Source organism: Calothrix sp. PCC 6303 (assembly GCF_000317435.1).
Lineage (GTDB): Bacteria > Cyanobacteriota > Cyanobacteriia > Cyanobacteriales > Nostocaceae > PCC-6303.
On sequence record NC_019751.1, the window covers coordinates 4,031,783 to 4,055,159 of the forward strand.

The 23,377-nt window shown below is 40.7% G+C and carries 17 protein-coding genes and 1 pseudogene; 10 read left to right on the plus strand and 8 right to left on the minus strand.

Annotated elements, in window-relative coordinates; genetic code table 11:
- Positions 1–14: 14 nt before the first annotated feature.
- Complete coding sequence (locus tag CAL6303_RS16575) at positions 15–1,037, minus strand: aromatic ring-hydroxylating oxygenase subunit alpha (protein WP_015198965.1); 1,023 nt, start codon at positions 1,035–1,037, stop codon at positions 15–17.
- A 171-nt stretch (positions 1,038–1,208) separates the two neighbouring features.
- Here CAL6303_RS16575 and CAL6303_RS16580 point away from each other — a divergent pair, with 171 nt between their 5' ends.
- Both CAL6303_RS16580 and CAL6303_RS16585 read left to right on the plus strand, forming a co-directional pair.
- Positions 1,209–2,402, plus strand: coding sequence for a glycosyltransferase (locus CAL6303_RS16580; protein ID WP_015198966.1), 1,194 nt, complete (start codon positions 1,209–1,211; stop codon positions 2,400–2,402).
- A 233-nt stretch (positions 2,403–2,635) separates the two neighbouring features.
- The gene (locus tag CAL6303_RS16585; RefSeq protein WP_238993704.1) at positions 2,636–3,655 is read left to right on the plus strand and encodes an O-antigen ligase family protein; all 1,020 of its coding nucleotides are present in this window, start codon (positions 2,636–2,638) and stop codon (positions 3,653–3,655) included.
- A 2-nt stretch (positions 3,656–3,657) separates the two neighbouring features.
- Here CAL6303_RS16585 and CAL6303_RS16590 read toward each other — a convergent pair whose 3' ends face one another.
- Entirely contained in the window at positions 3,658–4,656 is a 999-nt protein-coding gene (locus CAL6303_RS16590; protein ID WP_015198968.1) for a hypothetical protein, read from the minus strand.
- 386 nt (positions 4,657–5,042) lie between these two features.
- Here CAL6303_RS16590 and CAL6303_RS16595 point away from each other — a divergent pair, with 386 nt between their 5' ends.
- From CAL6303_RS16595 to dcm, 7 genes are all read left to right on the plus strand, one after another.
- Positions 5,043–6,038, plus strand: coding sequence for a glycosyltransferase (locus tag CAL6303_RS16595; RefSeq protein ID WP_015198969.1), 996 nt, complete (start codon positions 5,043–5,045; stop codon positions 6,036–6,038).
- 456 nt (positions 6,039–6,494) lie between these two features.
- Positions 6,495–7,742, plus strand: a complete 1,248-nt coding sequence (locus CAL6303_RS16600; protein ID WP_015198970.1) for a glycosyltransferase family 4 protein — start codon at positions 6,495–6,497, stop codon at positions 7,740–7,742.
- Entirely contained in the window at positions 7,739–9,085 is a 1,347-nt protein-coding gene (locus CAL6303_RS16605; RefSeq protein WP_015198971.1) for an oligosaccharide flippase family protein, read from the plus strand. The genes CAL6303_RS16600 and CAL6303_RS16605 overlap by 4 nt, the downstream gene beginning before the upstream one ends.
- Positions 9,086–9,437: 352 nt before the next feature.
- Complete coding sequence (locus CAL6303_RS16610; RefSeq protein ID WP_015198972.1) at positions 9,438–10,448, plus strand: hypothetical protein; 1,011 nt, start codon at positions 9,438–9,440, stop codon at positions 10,446–10,448.
- Between the two features lie 148 nt (positions 10,449–10,596).
- Entirely contained in the window at positions 10,597–12,393 is a 1,797-nt protein-coding gene (locus CAL6303_RS16615; protein ID WP_015198973.1) for an aspartate kinase, read from the plus strand.
- A 454-nt stretch (positions 12,394–12,847) separates the two neighbouring features.
- Positions 12,848–14,518 carry an MBL fold metallo-hydrolase gene (locus CAL6303_RS16625; RefSeq protein ID WP_015198975.1) on the plus strand — a complete coding sequence of 557 codons (1,671 nt, stop codon included), beginning with the start codon at positions 12,848–12,850 and terminating at the stop codon, positions 14,516–14,518.
- Between the two features lie 85 nt (positions 14,519–14,603).
- Positions 14,604–16,013 carry a DNA (cytosine-5-)-methyltransferase gene (dcm, locus tag CAL6303_RS16630; RefSeq protein WP_158333163.1) on the plus strand — a complete coding sequence of 470 codons (1,410 nt, stop codon included), beginning with the start codon at positions 14,604–14,606 and terminating at the stop codon, positions 16,011–16,013.
- On the opposite strand, the gene CAL6303_RS28845 is transcribed toward dcm, so the two are convergent.
- The 4 genes and pseudogenes from CAL6303_RS28845 to CAL6303_RS16645 all read right to left on the minus strand — a co-directional run bounded on the left by CAL6303_RS28845 (position 16,010) and on the right by CAL6303_RS16645 (position 19,112).
- The gene (locus CAL6303_RS28845; RefSeq protein ID WP_015198977.1) at positions 16,010–16,900 is read right to left on the minus strand and encodes a helix-turn-helix domain-containing protein; all 891 of its coding nucleotides are present in this window, start codon (positions 16,898–16,900) and stop codon (positions 16,010–16,012) included. The genes dcm and CAL6303_RS28845 overlap by 4 nt on opposite strands.
- A 63-nt stretch (positions 16,901–16,963) precedes the next feature.
- A pseudogene (locus CAL6303_RS31205) lies at positions 16,964–17,089 on the minus strand (ATP-binding protein); the annotation flags it as partial.
- A 166-nt stretch (positions 17,090–17,255) separates the two neighbouring features.
- Positions 17,256–17,567: a DUF6679 family protein gene (locus CAL6303_RS16640; RefSeq protein WP_015198978.1), complete on the minus strand. Its 312-nt coding sequence runs from the start codon at positions 17,565–17,567 to the stop codon at positions 17,256–17,258.
- Positions 17,568–18,290: 723 nt separating this feature from the next.
- Positions 18,291–19,112 (minus strand): Nif3-like dinuclear metal center hexameric protein, encoded by an 822-nt coding sequence (locus tag CAL6303_RS16645; RefSeq protein ID WP_015198980.1) that lies wholly within the window; start codon positions 19,110–19,112, stop codon positions 18,291–18,293.
- Positions 19,113–19,257: 145 nt separating this feature from the next.
- Between CAL6303_RS16645 and CAL6303_RS16650 the strand changes: the two genes are divergently transcribed.
- Positions 19,258–20,598, plus strand: coding sequence for an IS4 family transposase (locus CAL6303_RS16650; protein WP_015198005.1), 1,341 nt, complete (start codon positions 19,258–19,260; stop codon positions 20,596–20,598).
- Between the two features lie 500 nt (positions 20,599–21,098).
- Here CAL6303_RS16650 and CAL6303_RS16655 read toward each other — a convergent pair whose 3' ends face one another.
- Together CAL6303_RS16655 and CAL6303_RS16660 are read right to left on the minus strand one after the other, a co-directional pair.
- A complete protein-coding gene (locus CAL6303_RS16655) occupies positions 21,099–22,214 on the minus strand; it encodes an ABC transporter permease subunit (protein WP_015198982.1) in 1,116 nt (371 codons plus the stop codon).
- A 121-nt stretch (positions 22,215–22,335) separates the two neighbouring features.
- Entirely contained in the window at positions 22,336–23,220 is an 885-nt protein-coding gene (locus tag CAL6303_RS16660) for an Npun_R2479 family HD domain-containing metalloprotein (RefSeq protein ID WP_015198983.1), read from the minus strand.
- Between the last annotated feature and the right edge of the window lie 157 nt (positions 23,221–23,377).

Genomic DNA, 23,377 nt, shown 5'->3' on the forward strand with positions numbered 1-23,377 from the left:
CAATCAATAGATTATCATTTGTGGGAATCTTTTGTTTGTTCAACTTCTCCATGTGCTTTGAGTAAAGCGAGAAACTTTCGGCGCATCATCATCCCCGGTTTGTCGGTCATCATGTGTTGTTCTTTGGTAAAGTCCAAAGGCACATCATAGTCGGTGCTTTCCAAGATAACTTTATCTTCTAAAGTGACTTGGCGGTCGAATGCGATCGCATTCTCGGCTTTTGTCTCGTTTTCGGTGTCATTCCGCAAACAAAACTGGACGATTTGCGAAGTTGAATCATTAATTGGTACTGCTGTATTCACCACAATATGCACCAAACCATTAGGATAACCGATGCGTAGTTGAGCGGTAAACGGCATATACCAAGACATGTGCATAGTTCGCAACGTCTTTTCAGCCTCTAATTTCAGGTTTTCTTGTTGTAACTTGGGATTTGTCACCCCCAAAGTTGCCCAAAACTCAATTCCCCATTCCTTTTCTTCCAACTCCATTTTATCGGGAATTGGGTGTTCCTCATTGCCGAATGTCGTTGTATGCACAAACGTCGGATGTGCCGTATCAAATTCATTTTCCATCACTCGCAACCCAGCACAGTTCCAAGGTTCATAAAACTCATGAATTAGCCGATATTCAAAATTCCTTGCTTCCGGAATATTGGGAATATCGCACAAAGGATCTTCCAAACATACCCAAGCATAACCATAACGTTCAACGCAAGCATAGCTAGTAACTTGATAGTTGGAGGGAATCATCCCATTATTTAACTGAGGAACATGGGTACAAGTTCCTGTAGAATTAAAATTCCAACCATGGTAAGGACAAACAATGTCACCATTTACGACCTTTCCCAAGGATAATTGTGCTGAACGATGGCAACATCGATCTTTTACTGCTGCGGGATTGCCTTGGGAATCTAGCCAGAGAACTATTTTCTGATTTAAAAGCGTAAAGGCATGGGGAGAACTTTTAGATAATAGGTTAATTGGCACTACAGGATACCAAAAACGTCGAAACACTGCTTGTTTCGTAACTAACATAACAGTTTCACCCTCACTAGTATTTTTACTAATATTTTGCTAGGCTTATTCTGACAAAAATTATTCAGTATGTAGTTCCGTAATTTTACCTTAATTCCATATACATGCAGTACTCAAGACTCTTTCAGTTTATTTTTGAGCATTAATGTATGAAAACTAGTACTACTCGATATGACAGCAAACTCTAAACGCTTGATAATTGTCCAATATGGTGGTGATTATCGCAAAACCATCCAAACTATAAATTCAACTGGCATTGAAACCTATCATGCTCAAAAGTATGTGGTTGATAACATGATTGCCATGAGTAAAAAAGTTGAGGAAGTCATATTAGTTTGTTGTCAAACTGAAGATAGATATAATGAGGTAGTGTATCCAGGAATCAGGACAATTGGTGCAGCTTTAGACCCGTTTCAAGAAAATAAATTACTCTGCCAAATTATTGCCGAGCAAAAACCCACACATTTGGTGATACATTCACCAATCCCTGGACTATTTAATTGGGCAATCAAAAAACAAGTTAAGACTTTAGGCTTATTAGCAGATTCGTTTTTAAAAACAGGATTGCGGCAACGAATAAAAAACTATTTCCTGAGCTATTTACTCAATAATCAATATATTGAATGGGTTGGAAATCATGGGATTAATTCCTGTTTGTCGCTGCAAAGCATTGGTGTCAATCCTGATAAAATTATTCCCTGGGATTGGCATCATGATTTAACTCCCCATAGTTATACTCCTAAAAAGCTACCCAAGAGAGATGTATTTAACTTAGTATATGTCGGAGCTTTAGGCAAAACTAAAGGAGTTGGAGAAATACTAGAAGCTATAGCCATTCTCAAGCAGCAAAAAATATCTGTAAATTTACAATTAGCTGGAGGTGGAGATACTAACTATTTCATTCATCAAGCTGAAAACTTAAAAATTACAGAAAATGTTCAATTTTTGGGACTAGTTCCCCACCAAAAAGTTATAGATTTAATGCGTCAAGGAGACTTAGTTATAGTTCCCAGTTGGCATGAATATCCAGAAGGATTTCCCTTAACCATCTATGAAGCCTTTTGTGCCCGTACTCCTCTGGTTGCTTCTGATCATCCAATGTTTCGGGGAAACTTGCAAGATGGGGTAAATGCGATGATATTTCCAGCTAAAAATTCCCTGGCTTTAGCTGCATCAATGACTAAGCTGCTTTCTCAACCTGAACTTTACTCCAATCTTTCCGATGCTGCCGCAGATGCATGGCAACAACTACAAATACCAGTAAAATGGGCTGATTTAATTACAGCTTGGGTTGATGCTTCTTCAGATAGTTTGAATTGGTTATATCAGCATCGTCTAACTTCTGGACTATACGATCGTAAATAAGGACTGAAATGGTTTTAATTAAAATATTTACAATATTTGAAAATACCTTTGCGGTTCTGGGAATACTGTTTTTTTCAGGCACATTTTCACAATTAGTACCAGATAAACCAATGTCTCTGGTGAGGTATGGGATTTGGGGTATTACGTTTCTTTTACTAAGTGTACGTTGGAAAAATACACTTAGTACAATCTGTCTCGATAAATTTTTACTGTTGCTAACAGTAGTGATCTTTATGTCTTTCCTGTGGTCAGATGTAGGGATGAGTACACTCAAAGATAATCGTGAAATCCTGCAAATGAGCTTTTTTGGCTGGTATATAGCTACGAGATTTTTACTCAAAGAACAAATTCAACTGATTGCTGTTGCCTTTTTTATTGGTGCATTGATGAGTTTATTTGTCTGTTTAGCTGTCCCAGAAATTGGGATTCATACTCTAGATCATCCTGGTGCTTGGAAGGGGGTATATGGTTATAAAAATAACTTAAGCAGCATGATGGTGATTTGTGGGTTTACCTTTTTTTTATTACCCATAAATTCGCAAAATATCCTTCAGAAACTATACAAGTATGGTGGATTAGGTTTAGCGATCGCTATCGTCTTACTTTCCACTTCCAAAACCTCACTGGTAATTTCCGTGACCCTGTTCTTGATTTTGACATTTTACCGTAACTATCGCTGGCAAGGTAAGCTGTCCATCGTTTTCTTAGATTTACTGATTTTGCTGCTGGGTGGATTAGTAACTATTATTCTCAGTAGTTGGTCAGAATTGTTAACATCACTTGGGAGAGATCCAACTTTAACAGGACGTACACCAATGTGGGGTGTTGCCCTAACTCGACTGATGGAAAGACCCCTATTAGGCTTTGGGAGGGGGGCATTTTGGGAACCTAATAGTCCATATGCACGGGAAGCTGGTTTAGCGGTGGCAAATGGTTTTATTCCTCCCCATGGACATAACGGTTTTATTGATTTGGGTTTGGATGTGGGTTTGATTGGGGTAGCTTTGTTTGCAATTAGTTTTTTAATCGCTTATTTTCGCTCTTTGAAGGTTGCCTATGCAACAACAAACTCTGAAAATCTCTGGTTTTTGGCTTTTTTGTTATTCCTGTTTATGAATAATATTACTGAGAGTTTTCTGCTTTACAAGAGTAATATTTACTGGACTTTTTACGTATCTACAGCCCTGTCTTTGGCAAAAATGGATTTGTCCAATCGTGGTAGAGGTTTAGAAGATAGTGAGGAAATTTACTAGTATTAAAGGGTTTTGCAGGATTTTGAGTAAGCCAACTCTTGACGCGATCGCACTAAGTCTAGAACCTTCTTGGTTGCTTTCCATTGTACAGGAGCCTCATTCCTCATTGCTCCCAATTTTTCTAACCAAATTACTACTTCTGGCTGATTTGGACGTAAAATTTCCAGGAACCTATCCCAAAACCAATCCCACATGGCATCGTGGTAATGGATGATTTTCGCGGTTTTGAGTTTATCCCCATCATACCAATCTGTAGGTACTTTGCTACCCAAAGCAAAATTGTGGGAGTAAGGTAAAGTATCCCAAGCTAAACCCATCTTAATCACCGTCAAACCCAATACAACTTGATCATTAAAGAAAAAACCACAATTTTTTGATGCTATTTGGGCATCACAAAGCTTTAAAAAAGTTTGTAGGTAATATTTGGCAAAGTTTGTTGAACGACGATAAACAAATACTCCACTATTCCAATATAAACGAATTGGAATTGTCTCTGGTTGTGACTCAATCCAGGGCAATTTTTCGACATCAAGATCAACGATTTGACAAATTTCTTGCCAGTAGGAATAATTTTGTTCTTGAGCATGAGTGATAACTATATTTGAGTCAGCATCCGATGCACAAGCTCGAAAATCAGTTATTTCATCTAATTCCAAGCAATCAGGTTCCCCGACAATTACCAAATCACTATCTAACCAAGCAATGCTATCAGTTTGAGCAATTTTTTCCACTGCCGTCAAAGCAGTTAACTTATTGAGAAATTTATTCCAGGAATATTTATTTTGGTCGTTTAAAATTAAATGGTGAACTTGATGCCGCTCAAAAATTTCTCGTGTTTTGCGGGTAATTGGTGGTCCTAAACGGGGAGTTACAGCGTATACAGGAGCATTGGCAAATTTTCCACCCCACAAACGTAAACTCTCAATCATTCTCACTGTTTGCGTTTCTAGCCAACCTGATTCTACACAGCAAACAAAACTAATTTGATCAGTTTCTGTCATATCTTCCAGATTAAAATTTAGTTAAGGGGTCAAATTTATTACAAAAGTCTGCTTCTATAAAGCCAATCAAGACATTTTTAATACAGACATACTTAGATGACAATAGAGAAAATTTAGTCTTAATGTAGCTATCAGGATTCAGGTCAAATTAAAAATGTATAATGGTGGTTAGCATTGTAGGCTGCTCAGTATTTTGAACAAAAATCGGATTGGAGTAGATAGATTCACGAGTTCGTATCATCTAAAGTCAAACCTAGTAATTACAAGGATCCCATGGTATTTTTTACTCTATCAAAAAATAATCATTGTTACAATGTTAAAATAGTCTAGTAACCAATTTTCAAAATTTGCTAATTTTAATGAGTTATTTGGGGTGAGGATTGTATATGCAACCAATTGGTGTAGTTGTCATTGGGCGAAACGAAGGAAAACGTCTGCATCAGTGCCTATTATCTGTAGCATCGGAAGATGCGGTGATTGTCTATGTAGATTCGGGTTCAACAGATGGTAGTGTCGCCTTAGCTGCTTCATTGGGTGTACATGTAATTGATCTCGATTTATCAATTCCCTTTACCGCAGCGCGATCGCGTAATGTCGGTTTTGAGTATTTAGTGGCAAACTACCCGGAACTTGCCTATGTTCAATTTATCGACGGTGATTGTCGCATTGCTTCCGGTTGGCTAGAACGTGCTGTTAATGAATTAAATTCTCAACCTGATGTCGCAGTGGTTTGCGGTCGGCGACGGGAAGAATTTCCCAACTATTCAATTTACAATCGTCTCTGTGAGATTGAATGGAATACTCCCGTAGGAGAAGCAAAAGCCTGTGGTGGTGACTCCATGATGCGAGTCAGTTCCTTAAAAGCTGTGGGTGGATTTAATGGGGCTTTGATTGCAGGTGAAGAACCAGAATTATGTGTAAGATTACGCCAAATTGGTGGAAGAATCATACGTATTAATGCCGATATGACCTGGCATGATGCTCAAATAAAACACCTTAGCCAATGGTGGAAGCGACTACTTCGTTCCGGTTATGCCTATGCTCAAGGAGCATGGTTGCATGGTGATAAACCTGAACGTCACTGGGTGAAAGAATCTTTAAGTATTTGGATTTGGGGCTTGGGAATTCCCTTAGTAGCTTTAGCTTTAGCTGGAATTACTTACGGTTTGAGCTTAGTTGCAGCCATCTGTATTTATACTTTATCTTGGCGGAAAATATACGTTTATTTACGAAATCAGGGCTTTAATCCCCCAGATGCTCAACTTTATACCTGGAATTGTGTTCTAGCCAAATTTCCCCAACTTCAAGGGCAAATTCAGTTCCATATCTGGCGCTTACTCAAGCGTCAAGCAACTTTGGTTGAATACAAAAATATTGCCTAACATCCCTAAGGAACGGAAATTTAATAACATGCAATTTTGCTCGACAATGAAATGGTGAGTTAGGCTCCGCTTACACACCCTACTTTTGTACTTTATTTAATCCACGTTCCTAACTTTTGCTCAAGACATCAGTAATTCTCACTATTACCGACAAAATCAGCAAAGTTACGATTAACTTCATCAGAAATTCATGAATTAAAAGCCTAACTTCATGAAATTAAATTGATTTTACTGGGGAAACATATTATCTTTTGAGATATAAATAAAACTAGTAAAAAAATATACATTAAATTTAAACTGATGTAATCTGGATTACGGAGATAATTAAGGTTGATTAAAAGTTTGGATAATTTTAGGCTTCAGCCACAGCTACCAAAGTCCTACATCGCTCGGCAAGTGAATAATCGACAATGAACCACGAATCAAAAAGCATAACGGTGTCTGGGAGATAGAAAAGTGAAAGTTGCATACCTGGTGAATAAATATCCGAAGGTGAGTCATAGCTTTATCCGACGTGAAATCTTGGCACTTGAGGCTAGTGGTGTAGCTGTGGAGCGTTTTTCGATTCGCTCATGTGAATCGGAGTTAGTGGATAGGCAAGATAAAATTGAATTTCAGAAAACGCAAGTTTTACTGGATGTGGGGATTCTTGGCTTATTGCTACATTTGTTCCATTATGCGATCGCGCAACCAAGAAAACTCCTCACCGGACTCAAATTAGCCCTCCAAGTCGGTTGGAAATCGGATACAGGAGTTTTGCGTCACATTATCTACTTAGCGGAAGCTTGCGTTCTCAGGTTGCGGCTACAGAAATTAGGTATCACCCATCTCCATTCCCATTTTGGTACCAACTCCACCACCGTCGCCATGTTATGTCATGCTATTGGTGGACCAGCCTACAGCTTTACAGTACACGGTCCAGAAGAATTTGACCGCGCTCCAAATATTGCTTTAACAGAGAAGATTCACCGCGCTAAGTTTATCATTGCCATCAGTTCCTTTGGCAGAAGTCAACTCTACCGCTATTGTGAACATGAGGAATGGCGGAAAATCCATGTAGTTCACTGTGGAGTTGATAGGGAATTCCTCAATCAATCCATTCATACCCCAAATGACAATCACCGCTTAGTCTGCGTTGGCAGGTTGTGCGAGCAAAAAGGACAACTTTTACTCCTAGAAGCAATTAAGCACTTGGTAGATGAAGGAGTGCAAATCAACCTCACATTAGTAGGTGATGGTCCTTTGCGATCGCAACTTCAAAACAAGATTGATGCTTACGCTCTCAACGAGCAAGTTTACATCACAGGTTGGGCAAGTGGTAACGAAGTCCAAGAACATATTACCAACGCCAGAGCCTTAATATTACCCAGCTTTGCCGAAGGATTACCCGTAGTTTTAATGGAAGCTTTAGCACTCAAGCGACCAGTAATTACCACATATATTGCGGGAATTCCCGAATTGGTGAAATCCGGTGAAAACGGCTGGTTAATCCCTGCTGGTTCTGTTGAAGACATAATTACAGCTATTCGCCAAGTATTAAAAGTCTCGCCAGATACCCTTGAACAGATGGGAAAATCTGGAACAGCATCTATCAGTCAACAGCATGACGCAACTAAAGAAGCAAAGAAATTAGCAGCACTATTTCAAGAACCTCTAGAAAATCTCCCTAACATCTTTACCCCCCTATTTACAACAGCAAAATGACGACAGTCTCAGTTAAAAAGAAGGCAATTCGCGGCGCAGCTTGGACAATTATTGGTTACGGTACAAACCAGATCTTACGCTTTGGTAGTAACCTGATTTTAACCCGTTTGCTGATGCCGGAATACTTCGGTTTAATGGCAATTGTCAACACCCTATTGATGGGTATTGAATTATTTTCTGATGTGGGGATTGGACAAAGCATCATTCAAAACAAACATGGTGAAGAAACAGAGTTTTTGAATACTGCTTGGACATTACAAATCTATCGCGGATTTTTGGTGTGGTTGCTGTGTTTAGCAATTACCTTTCCCGCAGCTAGTATCTACAAAGAACCACGTTTGTTGTGGCTATTGCCAATCATGGGGTTTACCTCCATTATCCTAGGATTTGCCTCCACAGCCCCAGCCCTTCTAAATCGAAAAATGAACCTGGGAAAATTAACTATTTTTGATGTGATTGTCCAGTTACTTTCACTTATCATCTTAGTCAGTTTAGCCTTCTATTTTCGTAACATCTATGCTTTAGTAATTGGTGGCTTAGTTGGTGCTTGTATCCGAGCTATTGGCAGTCATTTTTTATTGCCAGAAAAGCCCAATCGCTTTGCGTGGAATCGAGCCTCATTAAACGAAATGGTATCCTTTGGTAGATGGATATTTATCGCTACAGCCTTGATGTTTGTCGCCGAACAAGCAGATAGATTGATCCTCGGTAAATTATTTACCCTTAAGATGCTAGGTGTATATAGTATTGCTGCAACTTTAGCAAATATGCCGAGGGAAGTAATTAAACATTTGAGTTATCGCGTTATTTTCCCCACAATTTCCCACCAAGTTGAGCTACCAAGGGCAACATTACGCGCCAAAATTATTCGCCAACGGGGATTAATTCTAATTGGTTTTGCCTTGGGTTTGGCAGGTTTGGTAAGTATTGGAGATTTGTTGATTGCTAGACTTTACGATCAGCGGTACGTCGAAGCGATTTGGATGATGCCAATATTATGTAGTGGTATTTGGTTCTCAGTTTTATTCTATACAACCAGCCCCGCACTATTGGCAGTGGGAAAACCGTTATATTCAGCACAAAGTAACTTTGTCCGATTTATTAGTATTAGTGTGGGATTACCCATCGCTTTTTATTACGAAGGTAGCCTCGGAGCAATTATAGCGATCGCATTCAGTGATTTCCCCTTATATTTAGCTAACTTATACGGACTGTGGCGAGAAAAACTTTTGTGTATAGTTCAAGATATTCAAGGAACTGCACTATTCATCGGAACTTTGATTTTATTTATGTTAATTCGTCACTCTTTAGGATTGGGCAACCCATTTCCAATATTTCTTTAAATTTGTTGATTCTAATGGTAAGGATTAGCGATTAAATAATATACATATCTTGTGGAATGGGCATCTTGCCCGTTCATTTAATTATGTAGGCAGGATGCCTGCTCCACAAAATCAAAACTTGCATTTTATTTAATATGCATTCCTAAATAACTTACGTAAAATTATGCAGAATCAATTAGTTGTGTTAATTACATACAACTGGTTTTTTCTGAATTGAGCAACCCTAACTATTATTTTATTTCCGCAGATAAATTACCAATAAAGTGATAGGTTTTATTTTTATACGGCAAAATAAAAGTGATTGCAGATCTAGCATTTTGCCGATTAAAACTATACACCCCACATTTTAGTTATGTCTCATGCTTTAAATCAACCATCTACAACATTTGTTTACTCTATCGAATCAGGTTACTTTGAGACTCAAACCCTCCTAGCAGTGGAAAGTTTGCGAAAATTTGGAGGAGCATTTGCAAAGGCTCCAGTACTGGCAATTACACCACGTTTTGGTCCCACTTTAACCACCAAAACACGACGACGGATGGATGAATTGGAAATTACCTACATCAATAGTAATTTGCATCATCCAGACTCGTGGTTTTGTTACATGAATAAATCCCTAGCAGTCATGCTAGCAGAAGAATATGCCCAAACTGAGCAAATCATTTGGATGGATTCCGACACCCTAATTATTCGAGAACCACAGGGTTTATGGTTAGAACCAGGTGTGGACTTTGCCGTTTGTTCCACCGATAAAAATGTTGGTAGTAGCGGTAGCAATGATCAGAATGAACCCTACTGGATGGCATTATGCTCTAAATTCGGCATTGAAATCGATGAATTACCCTGGATTACCACCGCATTTGAACAGCAAAAAGTTCGCTTTCGCATCCATTCTGGAGTGTATAGCTATCGACGGAACACCGGGTTAGGGAAAAAATTTGTTGAAACCTGTGAGCAAGTTCTCCACAGTGGTGTTGCCTACAGCGAACGTTTACCTTTTCCTGGAGATAGTGTTGCCCTAGCCTTTGCCGTCGTCCTACAAAAACTCAATTGGCACTTATTACCTATTTCCTACAACTATCAAATCACACCTGATTCCAAAACCTACAAACGACAGGAATTAGAAAATGCCTATGTTCTCCATTATCACCATGCCTTTACCAAGCCTGCACAATGTACTTGGGCATTAACAGAAATTCAAACCCAATTGCCAGAAATATACTCCTGGCTGAATCAACAGGTTCCCCTGATGCCAAAAATCGGCGGATTGCAGCGTCAAATTATCCGTCGCATCCTCAAAGAATGGCGTGCAATTCAACAAAGACAAATCGAATCTCAATCGCAAAAACTTGTAATTGGTTAAATAATACACCAAGGGAAAACGAAAAAACTGTTATCCTGAGCCGCTTGTTTTATATACTAAATACATTACGGTCAGAGAGACCTCGCCGCGTAACGACGAGGAACCTCCTCTTACTTCGTCAAAATTACGTAACCCAGTTGATAAAGCTATGGCGCTTATAGTTCAGAAATATGGTGGCACTTCTGTCGGTTCGGTTGAACGCATTCAAGCTGTTGCACAGCGGGTTTGTCGAACGGTTCAAGCCGGAAATTCGGTGGTTGTAGTTGTCTCTGCTATGGGTAAAAGCACCGATGGACTAGTGAAACTAGCGCATGAAATTTCTAAAAATCCCAGTCGTCGAGAGATGGACATGTTGCTTTCCACTGGTGAACAGGTTTCAATTGCAGTTGTGAGTATGGCATTACAGGAATTGGGACAACCAGCAATTTCCATGACTGGGGCACAAGTAGGAATTTTAACCGAAGCCGAACATACCCGTGCGCGAATTCTAAATATTGAGACTGAGCGATTAGTTAGACAACTAGATGAGGGTAAAGTTGTTGTTGTAGCTGGATTTCAAGGTGTTAGCAGTAGTGACGAACTAGAGATTACTACCTTAGGGCGCGGTGGTTCTGATACATCTGCTGTGGCTTTAGCGGCAGCTTTAAATGCTGATTTTTGTGAAATTTATACAGATGTCCCAGGGATTTTAACTACAGATCCGCGTTTGGTTCCAGATGCTCAGTTGATTGATGAGATTACCTGTGATGAAATGCTGGAACTAGCAAGTTTGGGGGCAAAAGTATTACATCCAAGGGCAGTAGAAATTGCCCGTAACTATGGGGTTCCGCTGGTGGTGCGTTCCAGTTGGACAGACGAACCCGGTACTTGGGTTACATCATCTAGACCCCAAGGACGTTCTTTGGTGAATTTGGAATTGGCGCGTCCAGTTGATAGTATTCAATTTGACACAGATCAAGCCAAGGTGGCTTTATTGCGTGTTCCCGATAAACCAGGTGTTGCTGCAAGGTTATTTGGGGAAATTTCTCGGCAAAATGTGGATGTGGATTTAATCATTCAATCCATCCACGATGGTAATAGTAATGACATTGCCTTCACCGTGATGAATCCAATCTTGAAAAAAGCCGAAGCTGTGGCAGATGCGATCGCACCCGCCCTCCGAAGCCACCCATCAAAGACAGATGAGGCTGAGGTATTGGTGGAGAAAGATATCGCTAAAGTTAGTATTGCAGGTGCCGGGATGATTGGTCGTCCAGGTGTCGCCGCAAAGATGTTTGCCACCCTTGCTGAGGCTGGTGTGAATATCCAAATGATATCCACCAGCGAAGTTAAAGTTAGTTGCGTTGTGGATGCTCAAGAATGTGATCGCGCGATCGCAGCTTTGAGCCAAGCCTTTGAAATCGATGCATCCCCCACAACCTCGGCTCCCCTTCCCCATAATGCAGTATGTGGAGTTGCAATTGACACAAATCAATCTAGACTGGCAATTCGCCATGTCCCAGATCATCCGGGGATGGCAGCGAAAATATTTGGACTCTTGGCTCAGTACAATGTATCAGTTGACATGATTATTCAATCGCAACGCTGCCACATTGTTGGTGGTATTCCCACCCGTGACATTGCCTTTACAGTAGCTCGTGCAGAAGCAGAAGCCACCCACCAGATGTTACAGCAAGTAGCAATAGAAACAGGCTGGGGTGAGGTTATTTTGGATAACGCGATCGCTAAAGTCAGTATCGTTGGTGCAGGTATGGTGGGACAACCGGGAATTGCCGCCAAAATGTTTACAGCTTTAGCCGAAAATCAAATTAACATTCAAATGATCACCACTTCCGAAATTAAAGTTAGCTGCGTCGTCTCCCAAGAACAAGGAGTCAAAGCACTGCAAGTGATTCACGCCGCCTTTGATTTGGCTGGTTGTGAAAAGTTTGTGGTTCCGGCATAAGGGCAGGGAGTAAGGGGGCAGGGGGAAATGACCCCTGCCTCTTCTTGATTAGGAGGCAGAAGAAAAAATACATTTTGCCTCCCGTCTATAGTAAAGATTTTTAGTACAGTTGTTTAAAAGCGCGATCGCTCGATTAAAATCAGAAGGTCTTTGTCTTTGAGCAAAAGGTAAAAAAAACAATGGACGTAAAGTTAATTTTAGTAGCCCTAACAGTAGTCTTTACTTTTGCGTGCTTGTTTTTTGGCACAAAAAATGGATTCTATGATTCAGATGACTATCATGGCAACGGTTCCGCACATTAAACAGTGAACAGTTATCAAAGCGTAAAATTAAACAAATAATTATCGAGTAATTGATAACTGATAGCAAAATAGAAAACTGTAAGCCACATATATGGGGTTTTCCTACACCCCAGACAATTTTTCTTGATTAATGCTGGCTTTTGGGAGAAAGGATGAGTGAACGTGCATCGGTATCCCTCCAGTTTGATCCTGGAGAACCAACTTGTGAGTTAGAATGCCTACCCTATGGTACTAGCCATAGTGATGGAGGCGTTTGTTTGTTGGTACGTATGGGACCCCATCGCATCCTACTTGATTGTGGCTTACCAGATGTCTCAGCCTTGGTGATGGGATTAGAAAAATCTGCAATTCCCGGAAGTTCCCCATCTCCTGCCGATTTAGTCCTAGTTAGTCATGCTCATCAAGATCACACACAGGGACTTTTGGAATTGCATAATCTTTTCCCTCTGCTACCCATCTATAGCAGCGAAGTCACCAGCAAGTTATTAACCCTCAACTGGGATACAGAACCACCGATAAAACAGCATTTTTGTCAAGCTCTACCATTGCGATCGCCAATTGAACTTAGAGATAGTTTGGTGGTAGAGCTATTTCCCGCAGGTCATTTACCTGGTGCAGTGGCAATTCTCCTCACCTACAATACACCACAGCGCAGTTACAAACTTTTGTATACAGGGGATTTTTTCCTCTCCAACTCCCGCTTAGTGGAGGGTTTACGCTTAGAAGAATTGCGGGGGCTAAATTTAGATGTTTTGATTATTGAGGGTACCTACGGGACTTCTCGTCATCCCCATCGTCGTAATCAAGAAAATCAACTTGCTGAAAGAATCAATCGTGCGATCGCTGACGGTTATTCTGTACTTATGCCTACCAATGGATTAGGTTTAGGGCAAGAATTACTCATGTTGTTACGCAGTCATCACCACTTCACAGGTAGGGATTTAGATATTTTAGTTGATGGCACTGTGGCAATAGGCTGTGATATATATCTCGAACTTCTGGCACATTTACCTCCATCTGTGCAAAATTTTGCCCGTCATCAACCCCTGTTTTGGGACGAACGAGTGCGTCCCAGGGTACGTCGTGTGGAACCCCAACAACGTCATGCTATTGGCAGATCTGCCTGTATTGTCTTAACTGACTCAATTATTGATATCCACGAATATTGCCAGCCAGATACCGGACCCTGGTTGATTTTAATTCCCGAAAAAAGTGGAATTGAATTACCCAGCAGCTTTTCCACTACTACCCACACCGAAACCTACCTTCTCGCGCAACATAGTGATGGACCTGGAACCACCCAGTTAATCCACAATTTACGACCACAGCATGTAGTATTTGTCCATGGCTCCCCTGTATACCTGGCAGATTTAACCAGTTTAGACGAACTCCAAAACCGCTATCACGTACATTCACCGAAGACAGGTGTATTAGTTGAGCTACCAATTGGGGAGACTTTTTTACAACCAGCAGCCCCCGAAACTAACTATGAAGGTGAACTGACGGAATTGGGAACGGTAGTTACCATTACTTTACCAGATGCGATCGCAGCTGACCCCAGATGGCGACAATTCGCGGATACAGGTTTAATTGAAGCCCGTTGGCAAGGTGAAGAATTAGTACTACGGGGATTAACGCCACGAGAACTGCTGAGTCAAACAAGCGATCGCTTTCTCTGGCAAGATGTTGATTGTTGTGGTACCTGTCGCCATCAGCGGGGACAACGCTGTTGGAATCCTGCATCTCCCCTCTACAATTTTCGCGTCACCTTGGAAGGTTATTGTCCCGCATTTGAAGATTTAATTCCTAATTCGGAATCATAGATTTCGAGAATCCATAATTTTGAACAGCAACTTGATCAAAATGATGACTATATGTATCATTAATATATGTTATGTATGGGTTGACATGGTATTAGATATACGAGCAGCGAGAAAAGTCTCTAGAATACGACAGCGTGACTTAGCCGCTGCTACTGGAATTTCTGTACGTGAGTTGATGAGGCTCGAACGAGGGCTGATAAGTCCCTCTGAAAAACTACTTCGCCAGATATCTAATTGCTTAGGTATGGATGTTGCCCAAATCACAATTGGACAGAATCAACTTTTTGAAAATCCTTTGACAGGTGAAGGTTACGCTACCGCTCGTCCCCAAAACAACCAAATAATTCCGCGCAGAAAGCCTCTTGATTGTACAAAAAAACCTGTCATTGACTTATTTTGTGGAGTTGGCGGGTTATCGTATGGATTCGAGATGCATGAAGAATTTCAGGTGGTTGCTGGAGTTGATCTTTTAAGTGATCGATTACAAACATTCTCACGCAATCATGGCACTGCTAATGCCTATGGACAAGATATTAACACCCTCTCTACTGATATCTTATATAATGAGAACCCTCATCCCTTTGTTATTGTAGGTGGACCCCCATGTCAAGGCTTCTCATCCATTCGTCCATTCCGAAATATTGAACGAAATGACCCTAGAAACAATCTTGCAGAAGAATTTTGCCGTATAGTACATAACTTACAACCAGAATGGATAGTTTTTGAGAATGTAGTTGGCTTGCTCACACATAGCAACGGCAAAACTTTTCAAACCATTGTGGAAGCATTTGAGGAAATAGGGTACCGAACAGCTGCTAAGGTACTAAATGCTGCTTATTATGGATTGCCACAGTGCCGTGAGCGATTAATTATCGTTGGCAGTCGAGCAGGCAAACCTTTCAAGTGGACTCAACCTACTCATTGGTGTGAGCATCGCAGCATGGCTGGACGACAAGAGTTTATTCTTAAGCCGTCAAAAGGGTTAATTCAGGATCTACAATCTGCTATCACCGTTGATGAAGCAATTCACGATCTTCCTGAAGTTGAAGCAGGAGGACGGGCTACCACTTATCAGTGTGACATTGAGTCTACACCATACGAATTATTCATCCGTAATGGAGCACAACAATTAAAGATGCATGAAGCAACTGCACATTCACCTCGAATGCTAGAGATAATTCGACAAGCAGGAGCTAATATTTATGCCTTGCCTGAAGGAGTCGTCAAGAGTGGCTTTAGCTCCTGCTACAGCAGACTCAATGGGGCGGAGCCAAGCGTAACCTTGACTGTGAATTTTGTTCATCCAGCTTCTAACAGATGTATTCACCCTCACCAGCATCGTGCATTAACACCGCGTGAGGGAGCGCGTTTGCAGGGCTTCTTAGATACTTTTGAGTTTATCGGTACACGCTCTCAGATTGTTAAACAAATTGGAAATGCTGTACCGCCTTTACTGGGACGCACAGTAGCACAAGCAATCTTGGAAAGTGATTAGTTTCTTTCAAAAAGTTGCTGGTAACTCTGGTAGGTTTTACCTTTTCGGGATAGAGGAGCACGCTCTAAATCACAATAAACTATCTGAAGGATTTCCATGCCCGCAGCATTCACCACAGCAGTTTTTCCTGAATCCCCTGCTGTATTGCTGAGGTTGAAATGTTCTAGGAGAAGATAGCCACAGCGTATTTCCCAAATATAAGGTTTTATACCACGTTGCTCCTTTCCAATTTGCAGGGAGCCATCAAGTTGGCAAAGTACGTAACGGCAGATGAGGTAATACCCTTCCTTGGCAAGGTGACCTTTAGGCTTGTTGGTTTCGAGAGCCATCTTTAGTTCCAGATCAGGTACTTGCGGAGAGATCCCAGTTGTCAATAAATCAGGATACCTGTGAGGTCTATTACGCCTAAGTAAGTCGTTTGAGTGTTTAGCGATCGCTGAGGCGAAAATATTTCCGATCATCGAAGATAAGTTTGCAAGTTCAACCGTTTGACTAAGGGGAAATACTTCTGCGGTCTCAAGTGTCGCATCTATTTGGTCAAGGAGCTTGTAGGTATCTCGAATTGCTTGTCTAAGCATCTCATGACTTAAACCAATTTCTTCTATGACCTTTGCATTTAAGAAGCCTTTTGCAGCAGGTTCGCGCATTACTTCAGTCTTCTGTTCAAACTGGAGTAAATCAGTCAGTGACACATCGAGAGCCTGAGCAATTTTCTGGATGTTCAAGAGGCTTATGTTTCGTTCGCCTCGTTCAACTCCCCCGATATAGGTTCTATCTAACTCTGCTGCAAGTGCCAAAGCTTCTTGGGAAAGACTACGAGCTTGGCGAAGAACACGCACACGTTCTCCAAAGAGCGTTAAGACCACTTTATCTCCCTTAAACTGCATTAACACTTAGTCCAACAGTAAACATTTAAAGATGACTATAAGTCTACGGACTATAAGTATCTTTTATCTCAAGCGTCGCTTCAACCACAAAGCAAACAAAGGTAATGCTAGTTGATAACCTTGCTCTGCTCTATAAATTAAGCCTTTGTGCTGTAACCCAGTCAAAGCAGCTTGGAAGCTACCACCGCGAAATATGTTACTACATACTAAACAGCCTCTCCCAGTAAGTTAGGAAAGGCTGTTAAAGTTATGAATTGCTTGGTTATTTGGAGGGAGATATAGATCCCATCTCAGATGAGTTAAAGGTTCTTGATTTTAAGCATTTAACTCTTAATCCCCATATAGCAATGCTTATTTATTCAGGATTTGAGTCAGGAAAACGATTATGAATCCGTTCAGCTTCTGGACAATCTTCAGTCATAAGCGGTTCCACATTGCCGCGTGGCACAGAAGCCAACTTTTGGGTGACTGCTCCAATGCTTTCTAGACGAACCATCTCTTCCCAAGAGCATACTTCATCTTCTTCATCGGTTTCATATCTGAGGGTCACTAAATCTCCTTCTATATCAAGGATGCGGGCGCGTTCTATCCAGCGTTGCTGGTCCCGCAAGAAAATACAAACCTCACGCCCATCGCAACACAATTGATAAATCTTGCGGTGTAGCATCTACTGATTCTGCCTTTTTATACGAAGTGAATTCTGCCAAAGTTTGGGTTTCCCCAATGTTTAAGATGCTTTCAAGGTCGGGTAAATTGACACATTAAAAGTTCTTATAGTTAAACCTGATTCCAATAGTGATTTTTAATTCATGTTTTTAAATGGAATCTGGGATCGCTAATCAATGGTTTTACTAAATTAGCTCAGTTCAAAATGTCTTCTTCATAGAAGTCGCACAATTCGGGGTGTTCCCTAACCAAATACATGGTGATTTGTGAGTCCTCCTTTATATTATGTAATAAATAATACTTAGGTACAAGCATTAATTGCGGTTGTATGAGTTGCCTACTTGTAGTCATTGCCATCATTGGGAACTCAGGGAATTTTGCTTTACTTTTACCCCTATGTATCTGATCTTAGCTTATTCTTAGCCAGACCAAAATGGTTTTTAATAATAACACCGTTATTGCAGTAACAGTTGGTTTTTGGGAATCAGACATATTTTCCTCCTGAAATAAACCCAAAACCCCAAGCTTCAGAACGATAGCAAAGCAGTTACTCAGGAATTATTCACAAAGTCAGAGGAACCTCCTCTTACATCACCTAACTGTAAACAATTCTAGCTCAATTAACAAAGCTCTTTGTTCCGGGAATACCGTATCAGCAGTTGAATGATGGATAAATTTAGATAATATTTGCCAAAGTAAAAATTACAGAAACTTTAAATTTCGGCTAGAAAAACACCCGGAAATCTTCATCTTGTTGACTTAGCTTGACAAAATCCGCGCCCAGAGAGTGGAATTTTTTTACCAAGCGATCGCACGCTGGGCGTTCGGTGGCATAATGTCCAGCATCGATTAAGATTAAATTGCGTTGGCTCCCATACCCGTAGGTATCCCGTGCTTCCTGAAACTGGTGAAATTTGCAATCTGATGTTAAATAAGCTTGAGCGCCAGTTTTGGCAACTGCCGAAAGAAAACTAGCTCCAGAGCCTCCCAGAACTGCTACACGTTCAATTAGCGGTTGAAGTTCATTTGTAGGGGAATGAAGTAAATGGGGGACACCAAGACGATTTTTAATATGAATCAGCAGCTTTTCTAGAGTCATAGGGGATATTAGATTCCCGACCCTCCCATATCCCAAACCTGCTTGAGTTGGGACAATTGCAGTAGTATCTTCCAGTTGCAAAATTTGGGCAAGCACATCAGCAGTTCCATCTGCTACCTGATCAAAGTTGGTATGAGCAGTATACACACCAATTTGTTGAGTAAATGCTAAACGTGCCATTTCTCCAATGTAGTCACCACTTTGCAGCGATTTGGGAGGACTGAAAATTAATGGATGATGTGCGAAAATCAGATTGATTTCTATCCCCTGTTCTCGCAGATGGATTGCTTCCTGCATTACAGCCAAAGTGGGAGTCAGACATACCAGCACACCTGCACTTTTTTCTAAAACTCCTGGTTCAATCTGCCAACCGCAATTATCCCATTTTTCCTGCCAAGCGGGGTTTGCCCAGGCTTCAAACCAATTAATTAATTCCGCAATTTTCATAGAAACTTTCAATTAGAGAATACCAGCAGTTTCTTGGTGATCAATACCTTCGCCAAAGTAAGAGGATGAAGAGGAAGAGGTAGGGCGTTTCGTAGTAGAGTTATTGTCTCTCACAACGACAACTCAAAAACCACTATGTGCGCCCATGTTTGACATTTTATCATTGTTACAGTGCTTCCTGCCGCAGATAAATGCTACAACGATGAAGCAATTGAACCAAATAATCTTGGCAATGTTAGCGATGAGCGGGCGAGTCACTATGTTGGGAATTTCTCGTTGGACAGGTAGTGGTGGTAGTTATCGGACGATGTTGAGATTTTTTCATACGGTAATCCCTTGGGCGACATTGTTTTGGCTATTTTTCCGCAAGCATTTGTTCCGTGCAAATGAGGTTTATTTGCTTGCAGGAGATGAAGTTGTAGTAAGTAAATCTGGGAAAAAAACTTATGGGTTGGATAGATTCTTTTCCAGCCTAGTAAGTAAGCCAATATCAGGGCTATCTTTCTTTACATTATCATTAGTAAGTGTTGAACAAAGGCACTCATTTCCGATTCAAATAGAACAGGTAATAAAGAACGATATAGAAAAAAGTAGTGTATCGCCAAGACCAGAAATAAAAGCCAAAGAAAAACGTGGACGTGGACGACCAAAAGGGAGTAAAAATAAAAACAAGACCGAAGTAATTCTCACATCTGAATTACTCAGAATTAAGAAGATGATTAATGAGCTAGTCAAGCTGGTAGCTAACTTTATCCCACTGACTTACTTAGTCTTAGATGGTCATTTTGGAAACAATAATGCTTTGCAGATGGCTCGACAGGTCAACTTACATATAATTTCCAAGTTACGCCACGATTCAGCATTATACATACCTTACCAAAATCCTGACCCTAATCATCGTTCACGCCGTAAATACGGAGATAAACTAGACTGGCGTAATATTTCTGATGAATATTTGCGTCAAAGTAGTATCGAAGAGGATATCCAAACCGATAGTTACCAAGCTACTTTACTGCACAAAGAATTTGCCCAGTCCCTGAATGTAGTTATTTTGGTGAAAACAAATCTGAAAACTAATGCTCGCAGTCACGTAATTCTGTTTTCTAGTGACCTAAAGTTGTCATCTGAGAAAATAATTGACTACTACAAACTACGCTTTCAGATCGAGTTTAACTTCCGTGATGCCAAGCAATTTTGGGGATTGGAAGACTTTATGAACATCGGTCAAACTGCGGTGACTAATGCTGCTAATCTAGCATTCTTTATGGTTAATTTATCTCATCATCTTCTCGCTGATTTCCGCATCCTGAATCCTGACTCCGGCATTATTGATCTTAAGGCTCATTATCGTGGCTTTCGATATGTCCATGAGATCTTAAAAATGCTTCCAGAAATCCCTGAGCCTATTTTATTAACCCGGATTTTTGCCAAGCTTACTTCTTTAGGGCGTATTCATCACGTTTCTACGGGCGTTGAATCCTCTTAATTTGGCAGAGGTATTGGGTGATACGACTAAATTTTACTCAAAGCATCACACACCCTACTAATTTGTCAATTATATTTTGGCGATTGTGTACAAATCCACAATTCTGTAGAGACGTAGTAGGGTTACATCTCTACAACAATCATGTTTATCTTGTATAGCCCTTTCGGGCATCCAAGAAACGTGTAGCGCAGCGTTAGCTGTAAAAGCATACAAAGGGAATCTAGATGTCACGCAGCTTGAATAATGATGGTTTTGGAGGTCAAATCCAAAATTCATCCCGCGATTTTCCTCCAAAGTGCATGGATTTTGAGACTTTAAATCCCATAACCTTGCACTTGTTTACCTTAAAGATGCTTAAAACTCTTATTTGGCGAAGGTTAGAGCTTTAATTAGCAAGCCCTAAATAACAAGCGCGAATCTTTACCAATGAATTCTCGGTCTGCGGTAAGATAAGCGATCGCACTTATTGGGAAGCTCCGTCCGTCTTACGGCGGGGTAGTTCACCGCTGCATACTACGGGGATCTAAGGCATCGCGTAAGCCATCTCCTAAGAGATTAAAAGCTAACACTGTGGAGATTATCAATATTGCGGGAGGCCAAATTAACCAAGGTTGTAAAACAAGTACTGATGCATTGCTAGCCAAAGAAAGCATATTACCCCACGAAGGGTCTGGTTGTTGAATTCCCAGACCAATTAAGCTTAGTACAGCTTCCGACTCGATGAAACTGGGAATTGATAAAGTGGCTGTGATGATAATGTAGGTGGCAGTTTGAGGTAGGATGTGGCGGATAATTATGTACATAGGATTTCCACCCATTGCCCTAGCTGCTTGGACAAATTCCCGTTCTTTGATGGATAAAACTTGCCCACGAATTACTCTAGCTAAACCTGCCCAGCGAATAAAGGAAGTGATGACGATAATTAGTAAGAATCGTTGGGTATTTGTCAAGCCTGTGGGTATGATTGTGGCAAGGGAAACTAATAAGTAAATACTAGGAACAGTCATTAGTACTTCAGCAAAACGCATGATGGCGCTATCAGTCCAGCCTGCAAAATAACCGGAAATCCCGCCCACTATCATTCCGAGGGGAAACGCGATCGCTACTCCCACAATCCCGATGAATAGACTGATTCTACCACCAAATAACAATCGACTAAATTGGTCGCGTCCTTGGTCATCAGTTCCCAGAATATTTAAATTAGCATCATTATTTACACCAAATAAATGTATATTGCAGGGAATTCCGGGAATGATGGTTTGTTCTTTCCAAGTGGGAGGTAGGGGTAAGCCAATTTTCAGTAAACGATACTCAAACCCAGTGGCGAATAAACGAATGGGAGACGGTTTTTTATAGTCTACGAGCAAAGCGCGATCGCCTGTTTGTAAATTTGTCTCTCCTTGGGTTGTGGGGTAAACGTGAGGACCAATAAACTTACCCTCAGGCGTACTCCAGTGAATTTTTGTTGGTGGTAATAGTGAACCGTTTGATTGAGAAGCCAAAGGATCATATGGGGCAACAAAATCGGCTGCAATTACTGATATATAAAAAATTAGTAATACTATCGCCCCGAATTTTGCCAAAGGATTTTTTTTGAGTCGATGCCACCAGTTCATAATTGTGCAATTAAGTCAATAGTTTAGTTAACAGTTAATAGTCGAGGGTGAGGGGTTAATAGTCAAGAGATCAGAGGTTAAAGTTAGGCAACGGTGAAAAAATTTGATAACTGATAACTGATTAAGCCCGTAAACGTTCTTCCATTCTCAGTCTCTGCTGTTCTTCCGGCTGAGGTTCGTGTTCAACAATAAAAACATTTGAGTAGAGGTTAGCCATAATTTGCTTTCCTTGTTGAGTTAAGGATAAATAGTGCAAGCCATCTTTAATATATGGATAAACACCATTCCAGTAGAATTTGGCGTAATTTTTGCGTAAATCGGCGGCATTTTGATAGCCTAAAATCTTGTTCATGCCAATTTCTTCAAACTCATAGAAGAGTGAAGTAATTTTCTTTAAATAGCGAGGATCACTTAATTGTCCGATTAAATCAGCAGCCCGAACTAAGCCAGCAAAATTGTTTGTCCCTTGATGATCTTCCGCAGCAGGAACAGGAAAACGGGTTAATTCGATGTTACTTTTGATGACTTCCGAATCGATTAACTTGTGTCCACCAAAGCGCTCATCAATAAATAACTTGCCTCTGTCCACATGATACGGTGTTAAGCTGGCATCCGATGCTCCTGGTGGTAGGGAAATCATGCTACTATCTTTTTTTCCTGTAGCATACAAACCTTCAGATTCCCGGTCGAGTCGGCATACTCCTTTAACATAACCAATATCGTGGCAGACTAAAGAAATCATGAAGTGAAGCCAATCTTCACTAGAAACCCCACCTTCTCGAATATGTTTTCCTCGAAGAATTTCTTGCCCTACTAATGTCACCAAAATTGAATGTTCAACATCATGGAAAAGGGCATCACTATTGGCTATGTTTTCTAATGCCATGCCACTAGCCCAAGCGATAATGTCCTCATAATCCATTTTCAGGCAACCATAGGTACGTCTATATCCTTCACGAATTCGATTCACGAAAGCATCAATTAGGATTTCTGTGGCGTTGAACATAATATTTAACTTAAAGTAAGGAACTTACATCAGAATGCAGAAGTCAAAAATGACTCTGTTGATCACAGGATATGCCATACCTTTTGGTAGGTGCAAAGACTAAATTAACTTAGGGAAAGACCCGATTTAGGATTTAATTTAATTTGTTACGGTTTTT

Excerpts from the sequence above, each read along its gene's own strand:
- CAL6303_RS16575 (WP_015198965.1), bottom strand. The coding sequence starts at position 1,037 with ATGTTAGTTACGAAACAAGCAGTGTTTCGACGTTTTTGGTATCCTGTA.
- CAL6303_RS16580 (WP_015198966.1), top strand. The coding sequence starts at position 1,209 with ATGACAGCAAACTCTAAACGCTTGATAATTGTCCAATATGGTGGTGAT.
- CAL6303_RS16585 (WP_238993704.1), top strand. The coding sequence starts at position 2,636 with ATGTCTTTCCTGTGGTCAGATGTAGGGATGAGTACACTCAAAGATAAT.
- CAL6303_RS16590 (WP_015198968.1), bottom strand. The coding sequence starts at position 4,656 with ATGACAGAAACTGATCAAATTAGTTTTGTTTGCTGTGTAGAATCAGGT.
- CAL6303_RS16595 (WP_015198969.1), top strand. The coding sequence starts at position 5,043 with ATGCAACCAATTGGTGTAGTTGTCATTGGGCGAAACGAAGGAAAACGT.
- CAL6303_RS16605 (WP_015198971.1), top strand. The coding sequence starts at position 7,739 with ATGACGACAGTCTCAGTTAAAAAGAAGGCAATTCGCGGCGCAGCTTGG.
- CAL6303_RS16610 (WP_015198972.1), top strand. The coding sequence starts at position 9,438 with ATGTCTCATGCTTTAAATCAACCATCTACAACATTTGTTTACTCTATC.
- CAL6303_RS16615 (WP_015198973.1), top strand. The coding sequence starts at position 10,597 with ATGGCGCTTATAGTTCAGAAATATGGTGGCACTTCTGTCGGTTCGGTT.
- CAL6303_RS16625 (WP_015198975.1), top strand. The coding sequence starts at position 12,848 with ATGAGTGAACGTGCATCGGTATCCCTCCAGTTTGATCCTGGAGAACCA.
- dcm (WP_158333163.1), top strand. The coding sequence starts at position 14,604 with ATGGTATTAGATATACGAGCAGCGAGAAAAGTCTCTAGAATACGACAG.
- CAL6303_RS28845 (WP_015198977.1), bottom strand. The coding sequence starts at position 16,900 with ATGCAGTTTAAGGGAGATAAAGTGGTCTTAACGCTCTTTGGAGAACGT.
- CAL6303_RS16640 (WP_015198978.1), bottom strand. The coding sequence starts at position 17,567 with ATGCTACACCGCAAGATTTATCAATTGTGTTGCGATGGGCGTGAGGTT.
- CAL6303_RS16645 (WP_015198980.1), bottom strand. The coding sequence starts at position 19,112 with ATGAAAATTGCGGAATTAATTAATTGGTTTGAAGCCTGGGCAAACCCC.
- CAL6303_RS16650 (WP_015198005.1), top strand. The coding sequence starts at position 19,258 with ATGTTTGACATTTTATCATTGTTACAGTGCTTCCTGCCGCAGATAAAT.
- CAL6303_RS16655 (WP_015198982.1), bottom strand. The coding sequence starts at position 22,214 with ATGAACTGGTGGCATCGACTCAAAAAAAATCCTTTGGCAAAATTCGGG.
- CAL6303_RS16660 (WP_015198983.1), bottom strand. The coding sequence starts at position 23,220 with ATGTTCAACGCCACAGAAATCCTAATTGATGCTTTCGTGAATCGAATT.